This window comes from Microseira wollei NIES-4236 (assembly GCF_020521235.1).
Lineage (GTDB): Bacteria > Cyanobacteriota > Cyanobacteriia > Cyanobacteriales > Aerosakkonemataceae > Microseira > Microseira wollei.
On record NZ_BLAY01000117.1, the window covers coordinates 1 to 20,315 of the forward strand.

The 20,315-nt window shown below is 43.5% G+C and carries 15 protein-coding genes; 5 read left to right on the top strand and 10 right to left on the bottom strand.

The genetic code is table 11. From position 1 onward, the window contains the following. Positions 1–251 precede the first annotated feature (251 nt). Positions 252–3,548 (top strand): two-partner secretion domain-containing protein, encoded by a 3,297-nt coding sequence (locus tag MiSe_RS31260; RefSeq protein WP_226587510.1) that lies wholly within the window; start codon positions 252–254, stop codon positions 3,546–3,548. A gap of 10 nt (positions 3,549–3,558) precedes the next feature. Beyond that, the gene (locus tag MiSe_RS31265; RefSeq protein WP_226587511.1) at positions 3,559–5,973 is read left to right on the top strand and encodes a CHAT domain-containing protein; all 2,415 of its coding nucleotides are present in this window, start codon (positions 3,559–3,561) and stop codon (positions 5,971–5,973) included. A gap of 319 nt (positions 5,974–6,292) precedes the next feature. Here the strand turns inward: MiSe_RS31265 and MiSe_RS31270 are convergent, their stop codons facing one another. From MiSe_RS31270 to MiSe_RS31285, 4 genes are all read right to left on the bottom strand, one after another. Next, positions 6,293–7,039: a DUF928 domain-containing protein gene (locus tag MiSe_RS31270; RefSeq protein WP_226587512.1), complete on the bottom strand. Its 747-nt coding sequence runs from the start codon at positions 7,037–7,039 to the stop codon at positions 6,293–6,295. 15 nt (positions 7,040–7,054) lie between these two features. Beyond that, entirely contained in the window at positions 7,055–9,211 is a 2,157-nt protein-coding gene (locus tag MiSe_RS31275) for a CHASE2 domain-containing protein (protein WP_226587513.1), read from the bottom strand. A 97-nt stretch (positions 9,212–9,308) separates the two neighbouring features. Continuing rightward, positions 9,309–10,916 (bottom strand): NB-ARC domain-containing protein, encoded by a 1,608-nt coding sequence (locus MiSe_RS31280; RefSeq protein ID WP_226587514.1) that lies wholly within the window; start codon positions 10,914–10,916, stop codon positions 9,309–9,311. Between the two features lie 268 nt (positions 10,917–11,184). Beyond that, the gene (locus tag MiSe_RS31285) at positions 11,185–11,382 is read right to left on the bottom strand and encodes a hypothetical protein (RefSeq protein ID WP_226587515.1); all 198 of its coding nucleotides are present in this window, start codon (positions 11,380–11,382) and stop codon (positions 11,185–11,187) included. Positions 11,383–11,533: 151 nt separating this feature from the next. Between MiSe_RS31285 and MiSe_RS31290 the strand changes: the two genes are divergently transcribed. Continuing rightward, positions 11,534–12,646, top strand: coding sequence for a TRAP transporter substrate-binding protein (locus MiSe_RS31290; RefSeq protein WP_226587516.1), 1,113 nt, complete (start codon positions 11,534–11,536; stop codon positions 12,644–12,646). 312 nt (positions 12,647–12,958) lie between these two features. Here MiSe_RS31290 and MiSe_RS31295 read toward each other — a convergent pair whose 3' ends face one another. Further along, positions 12,959–14,296, bottom strand: a complete 1,338-nt coding sequence (locus MiSe_RS31295) for a TRAP transporter large permease (protein WP_226587517.1) — start codon at positions 14,294–14,296, stop codon at positions 12,959–12,961. Then, positions 14,280–14,837: a TRAP transporter small permease subunit gene (locus MiSe_RS31300; RefSeq protein WP_226587518.1), complete on the bottom strand. Its 558-nt coding sequence runs from the start codon at positions 14,835–14,837 to the stop codon at positions 14,280–14,282. Before MiSe_RS31300 ends, MiSe_RS31295 begins: the two co-directional genes overlap by 17 nt. 192 nt (positions 14,838–15,029) lie before the next feature. On the opposite strand from MiSe_RS31300, the gene MiSe_RS31305 reads away from it, so the two are divergent. Continuing rightward, positions 15,030–15,194, top strand: a complete 165-nt coding sequence (locus MiSe_RS31305; protein ID WP_226587519.1) for a hypothetical protein — start codon at positions 15,030–15,032, stop codon at positions 15,192–15,194. A 117-nt stretch (positions 15,195–15,311) separates the two neighbouring features. Here MiSe_RS31305 and MiSe_RS31310 read toward each other — a convergent pair whose 3' ends face one another. The 4 genes from MiSe_RS31310 to MiSe_RS31325 all read right to left on the bottom strand — a co-directional run bounded on the left by MiSe_RS31310 (position 15,312) and on the right by MiSe_RS31325 (position 19,526). After that, positions 15,312–16,502: an FAD-dependent oxidoreductase gene (locus MiSe_RS31310; RefSeq protein WP_226587520.1), complete on the bottom strand. Its 1,191-nt coding sequence runs from the start codon at positions 16,500–16,502 to the stop codon at positions 15,312–15,314. A 79-nt stretch (positions 16,503–16,581) separates the two neighbouring features. Beyond that, positions 16,582–16,725, bottom strand: a complete 144-nt coding sequence (locus tag MiSe_RS31315; protein WP_226587521.1) for a hypothetical protein — start codon at positions 16,723–16,725, stop codon at positions 16,582–16,584. A gap of 26 nt (positions 16,726–16,751) precedes the next feature. Continuing rightward, positions 16,752–17,573, bottom strand: coding sequence for a YdcF family protein (locus MiSe_RS31320; RefSeq protein ID WP_226587522.1), 822 nt, complete (start codon positions 17,571–17,573; stop codon positions 16,752–16,754). Positions 17,574–17,684: 111 nt separating this feature from the next. Beyond that, complete coding sequence (locus tag MiSe_RS31325) at positions 17,685–19,526, bottom strand: hypothetical protein (RefSeq protein ID WP_226587523.1); 1,842 nt, start codon at positions 19,524–19,526, stop codon at positions 17,685–17,687. Between the two features lie 246 nt (positions 19,527–19,772). On the opposite strand from MiSe_RS31325, the gene MiSe_RS31330 reads away from it, so the two are divergent. After that, positions 19,773–20,249, top strand: coding sequence for a DUF29 domain-containing protein (locus MiSe_RS31330; RefSeq protein ID WP_444980575.1), 477 nt, complete (start codon positions 19,773–19,775; stop codon positions 20,247–20,249). The last annotated feature ends 66 nt before the right edge of the window (positions 20,250–20,315 follow it).

Sequence of the window (20,315 nt, forward strand, 5' to 3'; positions counted from 1 at the left end):
CCAAGGGGGGGACAAGAAAAAGAAAGCCCACTTTATCCAAGGGGGGGACAAGAAAAAGAAAGCCCACTTTATCCAAGGGGGGGACAAGAAAAAGAAAGCCCACTTTATCCAAGGGGGGGACAAGAAAGCCTGCCAAAGGTAGAACAAAAAAGCCCGCCAAAGGCAGGATAAAAAAGCCCCCCAAGGCATTGGGGGTTGGGGGGGATCGGGTCAACCAACTAAAATGACGACCTCATAAAGGTGCATCTAAAATGGTTCAAAACAGTTCAAAAAATTGTAGGGGCGGGTTTTACCAAAGGTATGGGAAACTAACGCAATTGATTAATAAACCCGCCCCGGCACTAAAGCGCAATTACGAACGAGTTATCCTGGCGATTTTATTTGCGATCGCATTCCCCAGCACCTCCCTCGCGCAAATTACCCCCGATACCACTCTCCCAGTCAATTCCACCGTCACGCCGAATGGAAATATCAATATTATTGAAGGTGGAACTCGCACGGGTAATAATTTATTCCACAGTTTTGAGTCATTTTCTCTCCCCACTAACAACACAGCTTTTTTTAACAATGCCCTAGAGATTCAAAATATTTTTAGTCGCGTTACGGGGAATTATATTTCTAATATTGATGGCATTATTCGCGCCAACGGAACTGCTAACTTATTTTTGATTAACCCAAACGGAATTATTTTTGGTGCCAATGCCAGGTTAAATATTGGCGGGTCATTCTTTGCCAGTACGGCGAGAAGTTTGAACTTTGCCGATGGGACGCAATTTAGCACCGCACCCACCGCACAAACTCCACCGTTACTGACAGTTAACGTGCCGATTGGATTGCAATTGGGTACGAATGCTGCACCGATTCAAGTGCAAGGTTCGCGCTTAGCTGTTCTCTCCGGACAAACTTTAGCATTGGTGGGAGGAGATGTCACCATTGCAGGCGGAAATCTACTCGCACCTGGAGGACGGATAGAACTTGCTTCAGTAAGTTCCGGTCAGTGGTCATTGGGAAATAATAACCAACAATTGGTTACTAATTATGGAAATATTCAACTTGACCAACAAGCGATTCTAGATACCAGCAATATTGGTGCAGGTGAGATTCAACTAGCAGGAGGACAGGTAACCCTGACCGGACAATCCCAGGTTATTGCCAATACATTGGGAAATCAAAATGGCGGCAATATAACGATTCAAGCCAATAATTTTACCTTACAAGATGGCGGATTCGTATCTGCATACACTTTTGGTGAAGGTCGAAGTGGCAATATTTTCCTCAATGCTTCTGACTCGGTTAATATTATTGGAACGGGAACGATTGACGATGTAATCCCCACTCTTTTGCTGGGTGCTTTTAACGCATCTTTGCTGCGGGATGGTATATTTACCGGAAGTTTTGCGGCGGGAGATGCGGGAGATTTAACGATTAATACCCGCCAAATGACGATTCGAGAAGGGGGAAGAATTGCATCCGTTACCAGCGTGGGAGGTAGGGGAGGAGATTTAATAGTAAATGCGACCAATGGTTTAGAAATTATCGGGACAAGGACAATAGACGAAGTTGTTGATATTTCAGATAATGTAAGTGCTGGACTGCCGATTTTTATTACTGGGATAGCGACGGGAACGCTTAGAAGTGGGAAAGAAGGGGGGAATTTGACCGTTACAACTCCTCGGTTGATTGTACGCGATCGCGCTGGCATAATATCTGCAACCACGGGTAGCGGCGTCGGTGGAAATCTCACCCTCAATGCGGGAGAATTAGTAGATCTTCGCAATGGCAGTATAGTCGCCACTTTAGCAGTTGGAACGGGCAATGCTGGCGATTTGAACGTTACCACCGGACAGTTAAATATAGTCCAACGCGGCGGACTTTCTTCGAGTAGTCTTAGTGCTGGAAATGCTGGTAATTTATCAGTCAATGCTAGGGGAGTTTTCGTAGAACGTGCCTTTATTGCTGCCTCTACAGGTGGCAAGGGAAAGGGAGGAAATTTAACCATTAATGCCTCAGAATTAGTAGAAGTTGCTACGTCAAGTAGTATTCAAACCGGAACCGCAGGCGAAGGCAATTATGGTAATCTCACAATTAATGCTCCTAGAATTATCATCCAAGGTTTTCGTGCAGGAGTCTCAACACTGACGACAGGTGCAGGTAAGGGAGGAATTCTGACAGTAAATGCTACCGAATCTGTAGAAATAGTTGGCGATACTCCAGGTGCATTTATTCCCACAGAAGACACCGTTTCATTTGTTCTCCAAAACGAACGGAGAAATTTGGCAGGTTTTGCTACCGTTAATTTCAACAGTTCGGGAGATGCAGGGGATTTAATCATTACAACTCCCAGATTGCTGATCCGCGATGGTGCAGGTGCGACTACTTCTACCTTGGGAACTGGTTTAGGCGGAAATCTGACCGTAAATGCTTCGGAATCTGTGACTTTGATTGGCAGAGGCGGGTTAGTAACTGCCACATTTGGAAATAAAAAAGCTGGCAATTTGACCGTTAATACTCCCAGATTAAACCTGCAAGATGGTGCTGCTATTTCTGCCGACACTTTTGGTGCAGGAAATGCGGGAAATTTGACTATTGACACGCAAAACTTAACCGTACAAAATGGTTCGCGCATTGGTGCAGGAACCTTACGAAATAGTACCGGATTGGGGGGCACAGTTACGATTAATGCCCAAGATTCTATCGACATTATTGGTACTTCCGCAAAGAATATAGTTCCCAGCGGCGTATTTGCCAGTACTTTAGGTACGGGAAATGCGGGAGATTTGAACGTTGAAACAGGACGTTTAACAGTAGGCAACGGCGCGCAAGTCACCGTCAGCGGCGAAGGTGCGGGTGCGGCAGGTAACTTAAATATCATTGCCGACACTGTGCGTTTGGATAACCAAGGATCGTTGCGTGCAGAGACTCAGGCAGGCGATCGCGGCAACATTACTTTACAAACTTCAGCCTTGCAAATGCGCCGCAACAGCAACATCACAACGAATGCCTTCGGCACTGCTAACGGTGGCAATATTAATATCAATTCAGATACTTTAGCTGCATTAGAAAATAGCGATATTCGCGCCAATGCCATTCGAGGAAGAGGCGGAAGTATTCAAATTAATACCCAAGGGATTTATCGATCTTTTAATAGTGATATCGATGCTAGTTCCCAACTTGGAATTAACGGAATAGTAGAAATTAAAACCCCAGATATCGACCCCACCCAAGGATTAGTTAACATTCCAGGAATTGACGAATCTCCTAATATTGTCACAGGTTGTCAACCAACAGGTAGAGAAGCATCTAGTTTCACCATTACTGGTACGGGAGGGTTACCGCCAAATCCCACCCAACCTTTTACCAGCGAAGCAATTTGGAGAGATCCCCCTTCTGCTTCAGTTGCAACTGACAATCGACAACAAACCCCTGACAAAATTGTCGAAGCACAAGGTTGGGTACGCGGTGCAAATGGAGAGATTATTTTAACAGCAGAACCGAGCGGAGTAACGCCTTATAGTCCTTCATTACCAATTGGTTGCTATGGGAAATAAACAATTCAATATGCCGACACCCTTAAGGGTGTCGCTACACAAACAAAGCCTGCCTTCGCAGGCTAAAATTACTAGAAAGAGAAAGCGATCGCTATCCTTTCTCCTCCTACTTCTCCTATCCCTATTCCTCACCATCATCACCCCCCACTCGTTCCCAGGATCAGCCAGGGAACGAGATCCCAGAGGATCTGCCTCTGTTACAATTACAATCTTACAAACAGCACAAACCCTCAACGAACAAGGACGACAGCAACTCGAACAAGGCGACGCCGAAGCTGCTTTAAATACTTGGAAACAAGCCGAATTAGCCTATCAAAAAGCTAAGGATGAAAATGGAGTTATTGGCAGCAAACTTAACCAAAGTCAAGCACTACAAGCTTTAGGCAGATATCAGCAAGCGAAACAACTATTAACCCAACTACAAGAAGCTATCAAAAACCAATCCGACTCGGAATTAAAAGCAACGGTATACCGTAGTTTGGGTGATGTTTTGCGAGTGAATGGGGAATTAAAGCAATCGGAAGGTATCTTAGAAGAAAGTTTAAAATTAGCTCAGTCGTTAAACGCAACGCCAGCAGTTGTTGCCACTCAACTTAGTTTAGGAAATACCGCCTTCGCTCAAGTCAAACGCGCACAAGCAGTGAACGCTCCGCAAACGGCTGAAGAGGAAACTAAAAAAGCTGTTAATTTCTATCGTTATGTTATCGAACAAGCAACTTCCACGCAGATAAAACTGCAAGCAAAACTAAATTTACTCAATTTATTAGTCGAGACAAATCAACAGTCAGAGGCGGAAAAAGTTTGGCCTGAAGTTAGGGATGCTGTGTCCCAATTATCTCCGAGTGTATTTGCGATCGCATCTAGAATAAACCTAGCGCGCAGTCTGCTTAAACTTAATCCTAGAAATGAAGCAATTCCATCTCTCCTCACTCTGGCGATCGCACAAGCCAAAACCTTAGCCACTCGGAGTTTAGAATCCTACGCAGTTGGTTATTTAGGACAATTTTATGAGTTAAATCAACAACCTCAACAGGCAATTAACCTCACAGAAACAGCATTAAAATTAGCGCAAGCTAATCAATTTTTTGATATCGCCTATCAATGGCAGTGGCAGTTAGGAAAATTGTATAATAATACTGGGAATAAAACAGCAGCGATCGCCTCCTACACCGAAGCCGTTAAAACCCTTGAATATTTGCGAAAAAACTTAGTTGCACTCAACCCCGAAGGTCAATTTTCCTTTCGCGATGAAGTCGAACCCGTTTATCGTCAGTTAGTTGATTTACTCCTGCAATCCGAACCCAGTCAAGAAAACCTTCAACAAGCAATCAAACAAATTGATGCGCTGCAACTTGCCGAAATAGAAAACTTTTTAGGCTGCGATTTGTCTAAATTAGTTGTAATTAACCAAGTTCCCGATCCCAAAGCTGCCATTATTTATCCGATTGTTTTAGACCAACGGTTAGCCGTCATTTTACAGTTACCTGAAAAAGTTTTAGAATATCATGAAATTGCGATTGACAAAAACCAGGTACACAATGCGATCGCCGAGTTAAAAGAATATTTAAACGCACCGAATCGCCGCGATGAAGTAATCCAAAAAGCGCAGATATTTTATCAATGGATATTTAAACCTATCGAACCAACAATTGGCAGTCGCAAAGACATTGAAACTTTAGTATTTGTTCTAGATGGAGACTTGCGAAATATCCCGATGACAATTCTCCACGACGGTCAAAACTATCTGTTTGAAAAATATCCAACTGCTGTGGCTCCCCAATTGGAAATTTTCGCCCCCAAACCGCTGGAAAAAAGCTTAAAATTATTTATCGGTGGCGTTGGTCAACCACAAACAATCGAGGGAATATTTTACGATCGCATTAGATATTTTGACCAAGAGTTAAATCAAATAAAAACGCAAGCATCTGCCAGCGAAACACTTGTAAATGATAATTTTACCCTGGCAAATATCCAACAGCGACTCGAATCAGAAAACTTTTCAGCCATCCATATTAAAACTCACGGCGTCTTCAGTTCTGACCCGGATGGTACATTTATTGTGGCTTACAATCAATTAGTCAAGGGTAAAGATTTAGCTAACATAATTCAATTGAGCCGTCAAAGCGAATCTCAAACTATCGAATTACTCGTCCTGAGTGCTTGCTATACAGCACAAGGAGATAACCGAGCGATTTTAGGACTCGCTGGAATTGCAGTGCGTGCAGGCGCACGCAGTACAATATCAACGTTATGGGAAGCACGGGATGCAGCCAATACCGAACTAATGGCAAAATTTTACCAAGAGTTATCTAAACCAAACATGACGCGAGCAAAAGCATTGCAACTAAGTCAAAAATCCCTGTTTGAGCAATACAAAGCTCCCAATGTTTGGGCACCTTATGTTTTAGTTGGGAATTGGCTTTAATATCGTGTCCGGTCGATTACCTCTAATAAAATAAGCCCCTCTCTGCTAGGGCTTAGTTTGTGTGCCCGCTTGCGCTCCGCACCCTTTAGGGTGACGGTATTATATCAAATCCGGTTGCATCGGAATAATTAGCTTTCTTGCCAATTGCTAATTGCTAATTGCTAATTGCTAATTTTCCATACAGGTTGTAATTCCGATGCAACCGGAAACAATATTATGGGTAATTTACCGGAGATCATATAACAACCAGAAACCCGGTTTTTCTAAAAAACCGGGTTTCTTAAACCAGAAACCCGGTTTTTCTAAAAAACCGGGTTTCTTAACCATTATCCACGAGTTGTATCACTTCAACCACAGGTATTTTACCCATAGCCTCCACATTAGTGGAATCTAACTCAGCAGATGTTAATAAATTCATCCAATCGCGTTCGAGTTGTTCATTTTCTGAATTGCTAAGACGCTGTTCTGCTAAACGGGATAAAGCGTCATACCAAATTTCTGGATTCCCAGCGTTCATTTTAACCTCGCTTTCGGGAGTTAACGGAACTCGTTGCACCCACTCATCCACAGCAACGCGCTGATTGGGGGTCTTTTGTTGGCATTTAATTACTAAATACCAATGGTAATATTGATTCGGTTCCAGGGCATATTTAGGAACGGCAGGGAGACGAATGCCAATAATTCCAGGAGTTTTAGAGGTTTTAAAAGAAGTTCGGTAAAGAAGTTTTTCGTCGCGATCGTGCAGTGAAAATTCGCTCGATTCAATCTCTTGTGATGAATAGGGAAGATAAAACCAAAACGTGGGATATTCAGAGGTAGTTAATCGCTGTTCTACATTGCGAGGAACTAAAGCTGTCAGTCGCTGACCTGTGTTGTTGTCACATGCAATAGGGCCAAGTCCACCGCCTTCTGTGGCAGTTCCTTTGGGTGGTTTGTCGCGACTTGCATTGACTTGGTTCTGATTCTCCAGAATACCAGACTGTTGTTGTGCAAGCACCGGGTAGAATGGCACGCTGATGATTGAGAGAGCAATCGCAAAAGCAATCTTAACCTGCTCGGTGACCATAGCAAATGGTGATTATTAGTTCTTAGAAGCAATATAAAACACCGCACCGCCGCTTGTGAACAGAGATAATACTAAAGGCACCAGCGGTATCCACCCACCGATAACGAGACTCCCGTAGCAGATTAAATATAATGCGATCGCTGCCACACTGGCGCTAGGGACGACTAAACCTCGCCGCGATCGCACAGACCAAGCGAACGCACCCCCTGCAAGCGACCAAATCCAAACAAAAATAGCATCCCCCCACTGGGGTAAGGTCCACAACAAAGGTCGTTTATCCATCACCGCACTGATAATTTGACTCGTCATCTGTGCGTGAACCCATACCCCCACCATTTCACCCAATGGGGTATTAAAATTATCTCTAGCAACTTTTGCAGTATAGCCAATCAGTACAATTCGATCTTTTACCAATTCTGGGTTAATTCCAGCTAAAACTTGCGTTAGCGTCACTGTCTCTGCGGGTTTGGGGTTTGAACGATAGTTAATTAGTATTTCATTGCTGTCGCCACTTAAGTTTTGATAACCACCCGTCCGCGCATTTAATGGTTTCAAGATAACTTGGTTGTGATGCCAATCTCCATTTGGCAATGTTGTCAGCGGTTTACCTTCTGCCTGAAGAAATCGTTTAGCTAACACCAAGCTTAAACTATAGGGAGTAATGCAAGTCGGAGATTTACGAAATTTCGGGTTGTAGGACAGAAATTGCCGCCGAATTGAATTATCAATCCAATCATCCTTAATTAAATCGCTATAACCGACTTGTTCCTTTAACTGTTTTTGGGAAAATTCAGCAGGTGGGTAAAAGTTTGGTGTTGAATCTAAAGCAGCACAGACAGTCAATAAATTTGAGTTTTGTTGAAATTGCTCGATGAATTCTTTTCTCCCCGGTTCTCTGGCTTGATAGCGGTGCATATCTAAACCGATAACGCGGGGTTGATGTTGTTCTATTTTTTCAATTAACTTCGCTAACTTTGTATCTTCTACGGGATATTTTCCACCTAAATCTTCTTGGGTGACTTCAACAACTAAAATGCGCGGATCGATCGGTTCTGCTTTCCGCAATCGCATCATCCCATCAAACGCTGCCAACTCCCACGATTGCAATATCCCCGTTAGGCGCACACCCATTATTAGAGTGGTGGCGATCGCGGTTGTAGGTAAAACAAATTGCCAGCAATCTTCCCGTAACCAAACAGGTCGATTTACGAGCGTTCGCAAGTTTTCTAAACGTTTTTCAATTATTTCTACATTGGCAGGTCGTTTTTCTATAGATTCCTCTATCATCCAATCCAGCAAATCAGCCAATCCCTTTGAAATATGCTTAGCACTATTTCGCCAAATTGGCTTTTTTGTGCGTTCGTTTTTCGGGAAATCACAGGGTTTTTTGCCAGTCAGCAAATGTACAAAAGTTAGCCCCAAAGCAAAGAAATCTGATTGGGGATATCCCAGTCCTTGTTCTCGCTGTTCTGGCGCTGCATACATTGATATAACTCTTCTGGCAACTTCATCTCCCGCACCTAATCTTGCGTAATAAGTGTTCGTAATTTGTCTAACTTCGCCAAAGTCTATTAACACCAGTTTACCATCATCTGGTTTTAGCATGATGTTTGAAGGGCTGATATCAAGATGTAAATATTTTTTATCATGATGCAGATATCGCAGGATTTTTATTAATTGTAATAACCAGTCAATTGCTGGCTTTTCTTCAATCGGTTTATATTCAGGATTTTCCATCCATTTGTCTAAGTTCATTCCGTCTATTTTTTCCATTAATAGACAGTGAATTTCTCGGGGAGGACAATCTTCTATAGGATGAGTGAAGTAATCTTCTCCTGCTTCTACTCTAGGAATTGATATATCTGGACGCCACAATTGTTTCAATATTCTGCCTTCTTGCTTAAAGAAATCCAGATGTTCTGGCTTTGTTAGACATTTAATAACTTTCTTATTTCCATTGTTATCTACTACCTCAAAAACTCGTGCAAAACCCCCTTCACCCAACTTCTTAACGACGCGATAACCATTTTTCAGAATTAATTTTGATCTACAATCAAGGCACAAAGATTCATCTTCTGGATTTTCTGGATTTTCACACCAAGGATTGAGGCAATAAATCATAGTCGGAGAAAGAACATAAATCAAGTCAGATAACCACAGGGTAGGGAACATCCAAAATATTCCATCCAAGTGAAGATTTTATGATTGCCGTGCCCCAGGGACGATCTATCGCTATTGATATTCAAGCATCAACCCAGTTTCTTGTAATTTAATCTGACAATTGCTCGATCAAATAATCAATATTATCCGCTGCATAACCGATTTCTTCGATTGGCTTTTCTTCAATTTTTGAGCATAATTGACTCAGCTTTTCTTGCAAAACACTGTCTTCTCGATAAACCTTGCGTAACGTTTCTATAATCTTGTCCGTGATGTTAGGAATGAGGAATTCCACAGTCTCATCTCTTTCTTCTTGAATATCCAAACAATAAGCTTTCAGCATTTTAATTTGAATTTTTGACAGCTTAATTGCTTGATAAATTTCCCGTGTAATTCCATCGATCAATTGGTTTCGGACATACTCCATCACAACAGGTGGAAAGGTAAATCCTGCGGCATTTCGCTCGAGCATATTGCGTCTTTGCAGCGATTCTAAAGCCTCGAATAACTCATCATCAGAGACGAAGAGTAAACTATTTAATTTGATATCTTGCCACGACAGTGGATTGCCGACGAGCGCTAGCCATCCGGCGATTTCTTTCTCTGCTTCTGATAACCGTTCGTATTGTTGCTTGATTAAGTCTCGAATATCCTGCAATAACGTCACTTTTTGCGCCAAAAATTCGGAAATTTTGCCCCCAAATAGCTCTTTAATCGTGGTGGAAGCAATTTTTAAAGCTAAAGGGTTTCCTCGATAGTGTCGAATCAGATAGTCATATTGTTGCCGCTCGACTAACTGTTTTTCTTGTAAAAACTTTTCGGCATATACCGGGTCTAACCCTTTAACTTGATACGAGCGAACGGGTAAGGTTTCTCCTTCGGCGAAGGCAATTTCTTTAGTCTTTTCCAGACTGGTAATGACAATGCAGCTTTGATGGCGTTCTCCCAAGCGCTCTAGCAGTTTGCCATAGTCTTGATGTTTTTCCTCAAATTGTCCGGCAATATTTTCGCTGCAAAGCAGAGATTCTAAGTTATCGAGTACGATCAAGCAGCGATGTTTTTTTAAACAATCGAGTAGTCGCTCGATTCGATCGTCATTATTATAAGTTTGATAAATTGCCCGCTCGTCAGGTAAAGATTGAATTAGGTCATCTAAGAGGTTTTCAATACTAGGGGCGCGACGCAGCGATCGCCAAATGACATAATCAAACTGCTCGCCAATCTCTTCCGCCAACTTCACCGATAAAGCAGTTTTACCAATTCCCGTCATCCCCAACAGCGCCACGATGCGGCATTTATCATCCACGCACCACCGCTTCAGCAAGTTCAGCTCTTCTGTGCGACCATAGAAAACCGAGACATCCGGCGCTTCCCCCCAGTCGAGGCGGGGACGAGAGCGCGATCGCTCGGTGTAAACAACAGCGGACTCTGCGCTTACTAAATTGTCTCGCTTCAAGCTTTTTTGGTGCAGCGAATCAAGCAGCGACATCAACTTGGCTAATTTCCCAGGTCCTGCGCCGGTAATGCGAAACTTCTTGTAGACCTCGCCGAGTCTCTTGCGGACTGCTTCCGGAGTCAGGTCTAGCTTTTTGGCGATCCCAAGAATCGGTTCGCCCCGCAACGCCATTGACAACACTTCTAGCTCGTTGTCAGATACAAAGTGTTCAATTGCTACCGCTTTAAGGAAATCTTGGGGAATCACAGTACTTAGGCTCATCTAGGCGAATATATTTTATTCTATACTTATAAGTGAGTTTTTGTGTAGGTTCGCCCGATCTCACTTCCCGCCAAACCGCGCCAGTCCGCTCTTTTGCCCAAACCAGCGTCAAAATTGCCCTCTCAACTCCTCTCCCTTGATGGGAAACCGGAAACAATAGGAGACGGTAGCAAAACGCCTACAAAAAACTTTACAGTTAAGCTGGACAGAATTGGATTTCCCCATTTAGTATCACATAAATGAGTACTACCAATTTCCCTTGATTTTGCTACAGATCAAACATGTTGGTAGGGGCGGGTTTTACCAACAACCTTTCTATAAACCTGCCCCCAAGTGTGGCGCATTCATGGGAAAACGGTATAAATGGATCGCCACAATGTCGAGGGATGACAAAAAAGTTGCGCTCCCATTGGGGAATAGCTATGATATCGTTGCCGCTGGCATCGGAATTACTCAACACAGTCACGGCAATTACCAATTACCAAGAAAGCTAATCATTCCGATGCCAACAAATTTGATATTAAGCTTTGATAATTTTTAATGCGTTTAAAGAAAGTGTTCCTGAAGAAATAAAATAAACCTAGTAAACACCTCTAGACTTTTTGAAATTTCTAGATATGAAACGTAGAAGATTTATCAGCAAAGCCGCAATCGGTGCCACAACTGCTGTCGCAATTGGTGCTTGTGCTAGAACCACCACAACGCAAACAAGTCAAAACAACGCCCTACCAAGCGTTCGATGGCGGATGGCGACGAGTTGGCCTAAATCCCTTGAAACCATTTTCGGAGGAGCTGAGACGGTTTGCAAGCGCGTCAAAGAAATGACCAACGGACGTTTCACCATTACGCCTTTTGCCGCCGGTGAAATTGTACCCGGACTGCAAGTTTTAGACGCCGTCCAAGGGGGAACCCTCGAATGCGGTCACACTGCCAGCTACTATTACATTGGTAAAAATCCCGCCCTGGGTTTTGCTACCACAGTACCCTTTGGACTCAACGCTCAACAGCAGAATGCTTGGCTTTATCACGGCGGTGGTTTAGAGGCAATGCAAAAAATTTACTCCAGCTTCAACGTCATTAATTTTCCTGCTGGTAATACCGGCGTGCAAATGGGGGGTTGGTTTAAGCGCGAAATTAAATCAGTTGCCGATCTAAAGGGATTAAAAATGCGTATCCCTGGGTTAGGCGGCGAAGTAATGGGGCGTTTGGGAGTCAACGTTCAAGTATTACCTGGTGGCGAGATTTATCTAGCATTAGATCGGGGGGCAATTGATGCAGCAGAGTGGGTTGGTCCCTACGATGATGAAAAGCTGGGTTTAAATAAAGCAGCGCCGTTTTATTACTACCCTGGTTGGTGGGAACCGGGGCCAACTTTGGACGTTTTAGTCAACCGCAGCGCATGGCAGAAACTGCCTAAAGAGTATCAGGAGATTTTCAAAACTGCTGCCTATGAAGCTAACATTAATATGCTAGCGCAGTACGATACTTTGAATCAGCAAGCCTTGGGAAAACTGGTTTCTGGCGGCACAAAGTTGATTCCTTACAGTAAAGAAATTATGCAGGCTGCCCAAAAAGCTGCATTCGACCTGTATGAAGAAAATGCTAGCAAATCCGCCACGTTTAAGCAAGTTTACCAGCAATGGAAGGCGTTTCGAGAGCAAATCTATAAATGGAATGGGATTAACGAATTGAGCTTTGCCAATTTCGCCATATCCACCACTGCTAAGTAACGCAAGTTGCTAGTTATAAACAAGGGCGTTGCTAATGGCTAATTGCTAATTGCTAATAAGCTGCAAAGCATCTAATTTGACGGTCAATTTTTCCTCAATTCTTGTGGGGTGGGCATCTTGCCCGCCTCTGTATTCGATCTAGATGCAAAGCAGTTTATAACCAGGACTTACGCAAAGTTTCTAAATGTAGGGTGCATCCTTAGCCGTGTACGGCACCGCGACCACCATATATGGAGTTGCTGCGTAAGTCCCGATCGCATTTTTCCTGGCATTAGCCATTAGCCATTAGTCGCCGGTTTGATCCCTTTTCACTCAACTACTCAACGACGGTAAGAAACTGACAATTCCTGGAAAGATAATAACCAATACCAAGACTATCAATTGCAGCAAAATAAACTGCACGGCACCGCGATAAATATCGGCGGTAGTGACTTCTTTTGGTGCGACGCCGCGTAGGTAGAAAAGAGCAAAGCCAAACGGCGGCGTCAGAAAAGAAGTTTGTAAATTTGCCCCCAAAACCACACCGTACCAAACGAGATCGAGTCCCAATTGTTGGGCAACGGGTACAAACAATGGCACTACAATAAAAGCGATCTCGAAAAAGTCGATAAAGAAACCGAGGATGAAAACAACCAACATACTCACGAACATAAAGCCAACTTGTCCGCCTGGAAGGTTGGCAAGAAAGTCGTTCATGAATTGGTCGCCATTTAATCCCCGAAATACCAAACTAAACGCCGTCGAACCAATCAGAATGTACATCACCATGCTGCTGGTTCGCAAAGTAAGATCGCAAACTTGACGCAAAGATTGGGGGGTTAGCTGTCGGTTAAAAGCTGCCAAAATCACGGTGCCAATACACCCAATTGCCCCAGCTTCTGTCGGCGTAGCAATGCCAAAAAATATACTTCCCAATATCAGTAAAATCAACAGGATGGGCGGCACCATGACTTTAACTACTCGCTGCCCCAAAGCTTTGCCACCAATGGCACGCACTTCCTCTGGCAATGCGGGCGCAAAATCTGGCCTCAAAAACGCCACAATTAGCACGTGAAGCGCAAAGGCCCCCGCCATCATTAGTCCCGGAATTACCGAACCGATGAACAAGTCGCCGACGGAAACGCCCAACTGGTCGCCCAACACCACTAGGACTACGCTAGGCGGGATAATTTGACCCAGGGTGCCGGATGCTACAATCACTCCGGTAGCGAGTTCTTTGTTATAGCCATAGCGCAGCATAATAGGTAGAGAAATTAATCCCATTGCAACTACCGTCGCCGCTACAACGCCGGTAGTTGCTGCTAGTAACGCCCCTACTAATACGACTGCTAGTGCCAAGCCTCCCCGCAGTCGCCCAAACAAAATTCCCATTGTTTCTAGCAGTTGTTCTGCAATGCCGGATTTTTCCAGCATTGCTCCCAAAAAGATAAAGTAAGGAATGGCTAGTAGGGTGTAATTTGCCATAATGCCAAAGATTCGCTGTGGCATGGCAGTGAGAAAAACTGGGTCGAATACGCCCAAACTTACCCCAATCAAACTAAACAGAATTGCCACACCCCCCAGGGAAAAGGCAACAGAATAGCCTAGAGAAAGTAATACCAATGCACCAGCAAACATAACTGGCCCCAACCATTCATATGCTAGCGTCATGGTGTTCCTCCTCTTGGGATGTTGTAGCGCCTTTTAGATAGGCAAATTTTTTGATTGCTTCGGAAATTCCCTGTAAAATTAACAGCACGCAGCTGACAATAATCATCGATTTAATTGGATAACGGGGTAAGCCGCCTGGGTCGGGAGATGTTTCCAAGATTGCCCAAGAGTTAACAATGGTTTCCCAAGAAAACCAGATAATTAGGATGGAAAAGGGAATGAGAAATAATAACGTTCCGATCAAATCTGCCAGGGCTTTTCGCTTGGGGGGCCAATTACTATAGAAAATATCTACGCGCACGTGTTCGTTATGTTTTAACGTATAAGCAGCCCCTAACAGGAAAACTAGGTCAAAAATATACCACTGGCCTTCAATAAAAGCGTTGGAACTCAAGTTTTGACCCACTGCGCGTCCGACGTAGCGTCCGGCAACATTCCACACGCCGATTAGTACCATTAAAGGCACTAACCAGTAGGTGAGACGTCCGATTTTTTCGTTGAAGGCGTCGATGATTCTAGATAGTTGCAGCAGTTTTTCCAATGTGCTACCTCTCCTGCTTGGGACAAAGGCTTAAGAGACTTAGTATTTTATCGCCGAAATCAATCCAATTTTCTCATATTTAAACTAGGCTTCATCTAAATTATGTAACTTTTTGTTAAATTTGCCAAATTGGCAATACAGTCAAGTGGAATTAGGTTTTCATAGCTAGAAGATGTACAAAAAGTGAAAGCTATGGCAACCACAATCAGCGCGAACAAATCTCAGGAATCCAAACAATTCAAGTCTCAGAAGAAATCCAAAGTTCCCTCAGGCATTAATACCTTTGAAGTACAACCGTGCCAAAATAGAAATACATCGAGTCGTGAGCTACTGAGCGACTGGAAAGATGCCTCTTAGGGAGTAGGGAACAGGAAGACAACTTATTCTCCGGAATAAAAAGTCTAAAAATTTATCCTAAAATTGCCCAGAATTCCGAAAAAAATATTGTGACCTTTTTTGAATTGTTTTGACAGTCTAGGAGAAAGAATCCATAAATCGGCGGTCAATCCAGTCTTTCAAAGACCACAATAGGGGAGATTCCCATCCCCAGGAACCCCAGGAAGCAACGGCACTACCATCACCCGTACCAATTAAACTGAGATAGCGTTTCTGCGGTTTATATGGTTTCAAGGGTTGACTCTGTAATGTTCGCCATAGATTATTAAACAACGGTTTGCCCTGGCGCACGGCAAATACTCCTGCTTTGGGACAAGGATGGTTAACAATTGTGGCAATATCCCCGGCAGCGAAAACTTGGGGATGAGAGAGCGATCGCAACGTATCGCTGACTAAAATAAATCCATCAGAATCAACTGCCAGTCCTGATATTTTAGGCCAATCCGGTGCAGATGCTTGCGTTACCCAGAAAAGGTAATTAAATTTAACATTTAAACCCGACTCGCAGCGAACTAATTGCGGTTTCACTTCGCAAACCTTTTCTTGTAGATGCACAATAATACCGCGACGGGTGAGAAGCCGTCCCATGTGCTGTCGCACCCAGGGGTTATGATTGGTCATCAATTCGGCGTCGCGATGGAATAAATGGATTTCTAAATTAGATTGTTCTGAGTTAATTTTTGGCTGGGACTCTGAGTTAATTTTTGGCCTATCCCACAATTGGGGGGATTTTAAAATTCTGGATAGGCGGGAATGCAGGTTCAATGCTAGTTCCACACCTCCTGCACCTCCACCGACAATTCCGATGCGAATGGGAGAGTCTGGGTTGTTAGTTACTTGCTCGATTATTTGATTCCATTGTTGCAAAAAATGGGGGACGGGTTTGACTGGAATGGCATGTTCTGCTGCACCGGGTACGGATAGGGTGGCGGGTGTGCTGCCAATATCAATCGATAATAAATCGAATCGCACTGGCGGTTGGTTTTCACACAGAACTTGATTGTTATTTAAATCTAAACCAATGGCGCGATCGCATATCATTTCTGCTTTGGCATATTGGGTGAGCGAATTCAGGTCAATATGACATTCCTCGTAACTATAAAAACCCGCCACATAACCGGATAGCATCCCCGAATAAGGCGTTTGTTCCACATCGGATATCAGCACGATCCGCACGTCTTTTAGCGGGTTTTGGGCGAAGTGTTTGAGTGCGATCGCATGACTGTGTCCCCCACCAATTAGCACCAATTTTTTCATATTTTTAGGCATTTTTTTTATTTATACCTTCTCCTCGATTACATTGTTTGAAAAGTAGGGACACGGCATGTAAAACATTGGCGCTCAAACCCTAAATCTTGATAATGCCGTGTTTCAAAAGTAGCGACACGGCATGTAAAACATTGGTTATCAAACCCGAAATCTTGATAATGCCGTGTTTCAAAATTAGGGAAACGGCATGTAAAACATTGGTTGTCAAACCCGAAATATTCATAATGCCGTGTCCAACCCTGGTTGCGCCTATAAGAAACCGGGAATCTCCAGCATTTCCCTCTCCCTTGTTTTGCTATACTCTTCAGCTTGTTGTAACAGATTTTCCAGATTGGGATTATTAATTTTGGCTGATGGCTGTCGATAAAATAGCTTGTTCAAACCATACCCGACTAGATAAATAGATTCTCTTAACGTCAGAACTGCTTTCTTGTACAAATTCCATTTGTTTGATAACTTGCTGGGATGGGGAATGACTGTAAAACCATTGTCGCGGAACAGAAATAGCGATCGCCACATATGAGGCGAGTCAGTAATTAACACAATTCGTTCGATTCCTTGGGGTTTGAGAATGGCTGCGGTGAAAGCGGCATTTTCACTCGTACTTATAGAACAATTTTCCCCATCTATCACTCGACTGGGAATGCCTTTTTCTTCGAGTAACTGGATCATTTCCCCCGCTTCTGTCCTCCCACTGAAAAAAATTTCTGGCGCTTTTTTAGCTTGCCAAAGTTCAGCTGCTAAATCGATTCTATTTTCCCATTGAGATGGCCCTCGACCGAGTATTACAATTGCTTGTGCTGCTGTACTATAATCAGTTGGCAAGGCAAGTCCTTTCCCTACAAAGACAAATAGGAGCAGGAACGTGCTGGTTAAGCTAATTATCGATAAAATCGCTTTTGACTTGATTATTCGCCGTTTCCTGCGTCGCTTGTTCACAAGAAAGCCAAGTCCGAAAACAGCTAAAATTAGTTTGGCTATCAGGATGATGTTGACAAGCTCAAACGACACCCAATCTGTGAATACAGAATATTCGGTTAATTGGCGATCGCACAAGGTTGAATCAAACATTTTACTGGGTAAGTGGTAATTGGTAATTGGTAAGAATTAGCGGGCTATTTTCTCTCCTACAGATAACAATCCCAAATCCCAAATCTGAAATCTGAAATCTGAAATCTGAAATTATTTTTCCCATTTTGGTCCTGTTAAAGTTGCTCGCAGACGCCAGTTTTCTTTTGGGGTTTTCACTTCTAAGACTCCGCTATTTAAATTTTGTCGCATCAACGGACTTTCGATTGCATGCCAATCTTTCAAGAGCCGTTCTTTACTATTAATATTAGCACGGGCAATCCCGCCGTTGGGTGCGTAGGTCATGACTATGCGATCGCCCAATAAACTCGTATAACCTATCTCGCCTTTACTGTTCCAATTTTTATCATCTACAGATGTTTTATCCAAGGCAGTTTTAAGGCTAGCCAAATCTGGATAATCGGCAACTCTAGCAACATCGGTAATCCAAGCAGTATTATCCCCCGTCGCTACCAAAGCTTGATAGTTTTTATCCCGTTCTGAAACCGGATTTTGCCAGTTAATATTATCCCCCCAAGGACGGGCGCACAGCCAAGTATTTTCGATTCGCCAAATATACCAATCTCGATGGCGTTGCGGTTGTCCGTAACGCGCTGGTAAAACAAGGTGAGAACGTGCTGGTACTTTAGCGGCTTTGTCTTTATTGTTTAATCGCAATTGGTATATAACAGCACCCCGTTCTTGCACGTACTGATCTCCCGGACTGCGCCCTGTTGCCATTGGGGTGTGGAAGGTTCCTGCTAAACTAATTACTGCGTTATTTTGTCCTTTGGGATCGCGTACAACTAGCTTGTAGGTGGCATATTGGGCGTTGATAGTTCCTTTGACTTGATAAGAACGTTGGGGTTCTATAAGCGTCGCCAAACTGTAGTCAGAAGTTACGTAGAAAGTTTCCCACATCCGGTTGCTTTGGAAGTAACTATAATAACCAGGGTGGCTCATTTTTGCTTGGAAAGGTAGGGGAATTTCTTTACGCGCGATCGCTCTCAATTCTACAGGCGGGCGGTACGTACTCAACGCTGCTGGCAATGCTAACCAAGCACTTTTCTCATCCATCCGATTAGCAGCTTCTGGACTATCGCCCCACCATATCCAAGATACGGCACTCATGCCGCTATCCCAAGTACCGCGATCGAAACCTCGACTTTCCGCACCTCCAGCAGTTCCCCAACTCAGGCGCAATGCCATATTAGCGGCGTACCAATCTAAAGTAGCTTTTGCCAGTTGTTTTAATTCGGGAGTTTTGGCAAAGTCGTAAAGATTGAGCAATCCGGCAATAGAATAACCGTAATAAGTTGAAGAATGAAATTCGCCTTGTCCGATAGTCATAAATTTGTTAAGTTCTGAACGCAACCAGGCTTCATTAGTAGCAGCACTCGCAGGATCGCCATTAGGAAAACCGCTACCATCCATTAAAGCAAGTCCCGATGTGCGTTTCATAAACATGTGGTTTTCGGTACCAGTCCCCACCCATTGTAAAACGCGATTTGGTCCCAGCATACTGCGATAAGATGCTGTTACGTTATCTGGCATTTGGTCGCGAAATAAGAAAAAAATGCGAACGTCGTAAATGGTGCGAAAATGGTAGATACTCGGCTTGTCTCGCTCCATTCCCATCAGGATATCCCAGCTTTGTTGGCGATTGTAACGTTCTCCTAAACTCAAACGCGCTAAAATAACCGGGAGCAAGTATTTGTGCGGATCGCCAATGTTCTCCCGCTGCCACCAAGCATCCAGTTTATTTAAGTCTTCGGCGGCTAATTTTTCCCTAATCGCCATACTGCGTCCTTCCAACGTCGCCGGTAGACGGCTGAATTGCGCGTTCGTAGGCGCTGGAGTGCTTTCTGCAAGGGGTTTTGGTTCCGTTTTGGGGAGGGAACAGGCGGCGCTAAGCTGGGTGAGGAGGAATGCGAGCGCGAGAATTTGCAGTTTCATTAGTTTGGTTTTTCCGTACTTGGTGCGATCAAGTTTGCTGATTGAAGATTAGCTAAGATCGTAGCAGTTTGATTAGAGTAAAAAGTTACTAAATTACGTGAGGGGCAACAGTGAGTAAAAAGCGCGATAGTGCATCCTCACCGCTAGGCGATCGCACTCTTTGTGTTATTGTATAGATGGAACAGGACGACGTTTAATACCATTTTCAACAACTCGATCTAAATAAACTTGATAACTAAAGACAATATGAATCCAGATTTACAGCTAAAATCTATCTCTAATACATCAAACCTTTACGATACAGATTTCTATTTGTGGGTGCAAACGACTGCACAATTGTTAAAAGAAAAAAGACTAGATATGGTAGACTTTGAGAATTTAATAGAAGAAATTGAAAGCCTGGGTAAAAGCGATAAGAAAGAATTAAAAAGCAGACTAACAACGTTAATAGAACATCTTTTAAAAATTAAATATTGGCAATCCGAAAAAGCTAATAATGCTAGAGGATGGCGGCAAACTATTGTCGAACAAAGAAGGCAAATTGAATATTTATTGGAAGATAGTCCCAGTCTGAGAGGATTGTTAGCAGAGATCTGGATAGAATGTTATGTTAATGCTAGGAAAGATCTCATAAAAAAATATGAATTAGATGCAGAAATATTTCCCAGCGAACCTGCATTTAGCTTAGAGGATATCCTCAATGAGGATTATATACCAGAGTAATTACCAGAGAAGGCAATATGCCTCCCTTCGCTTCGCGATCGCATCCATCAAAAGAGTGCGATCGCC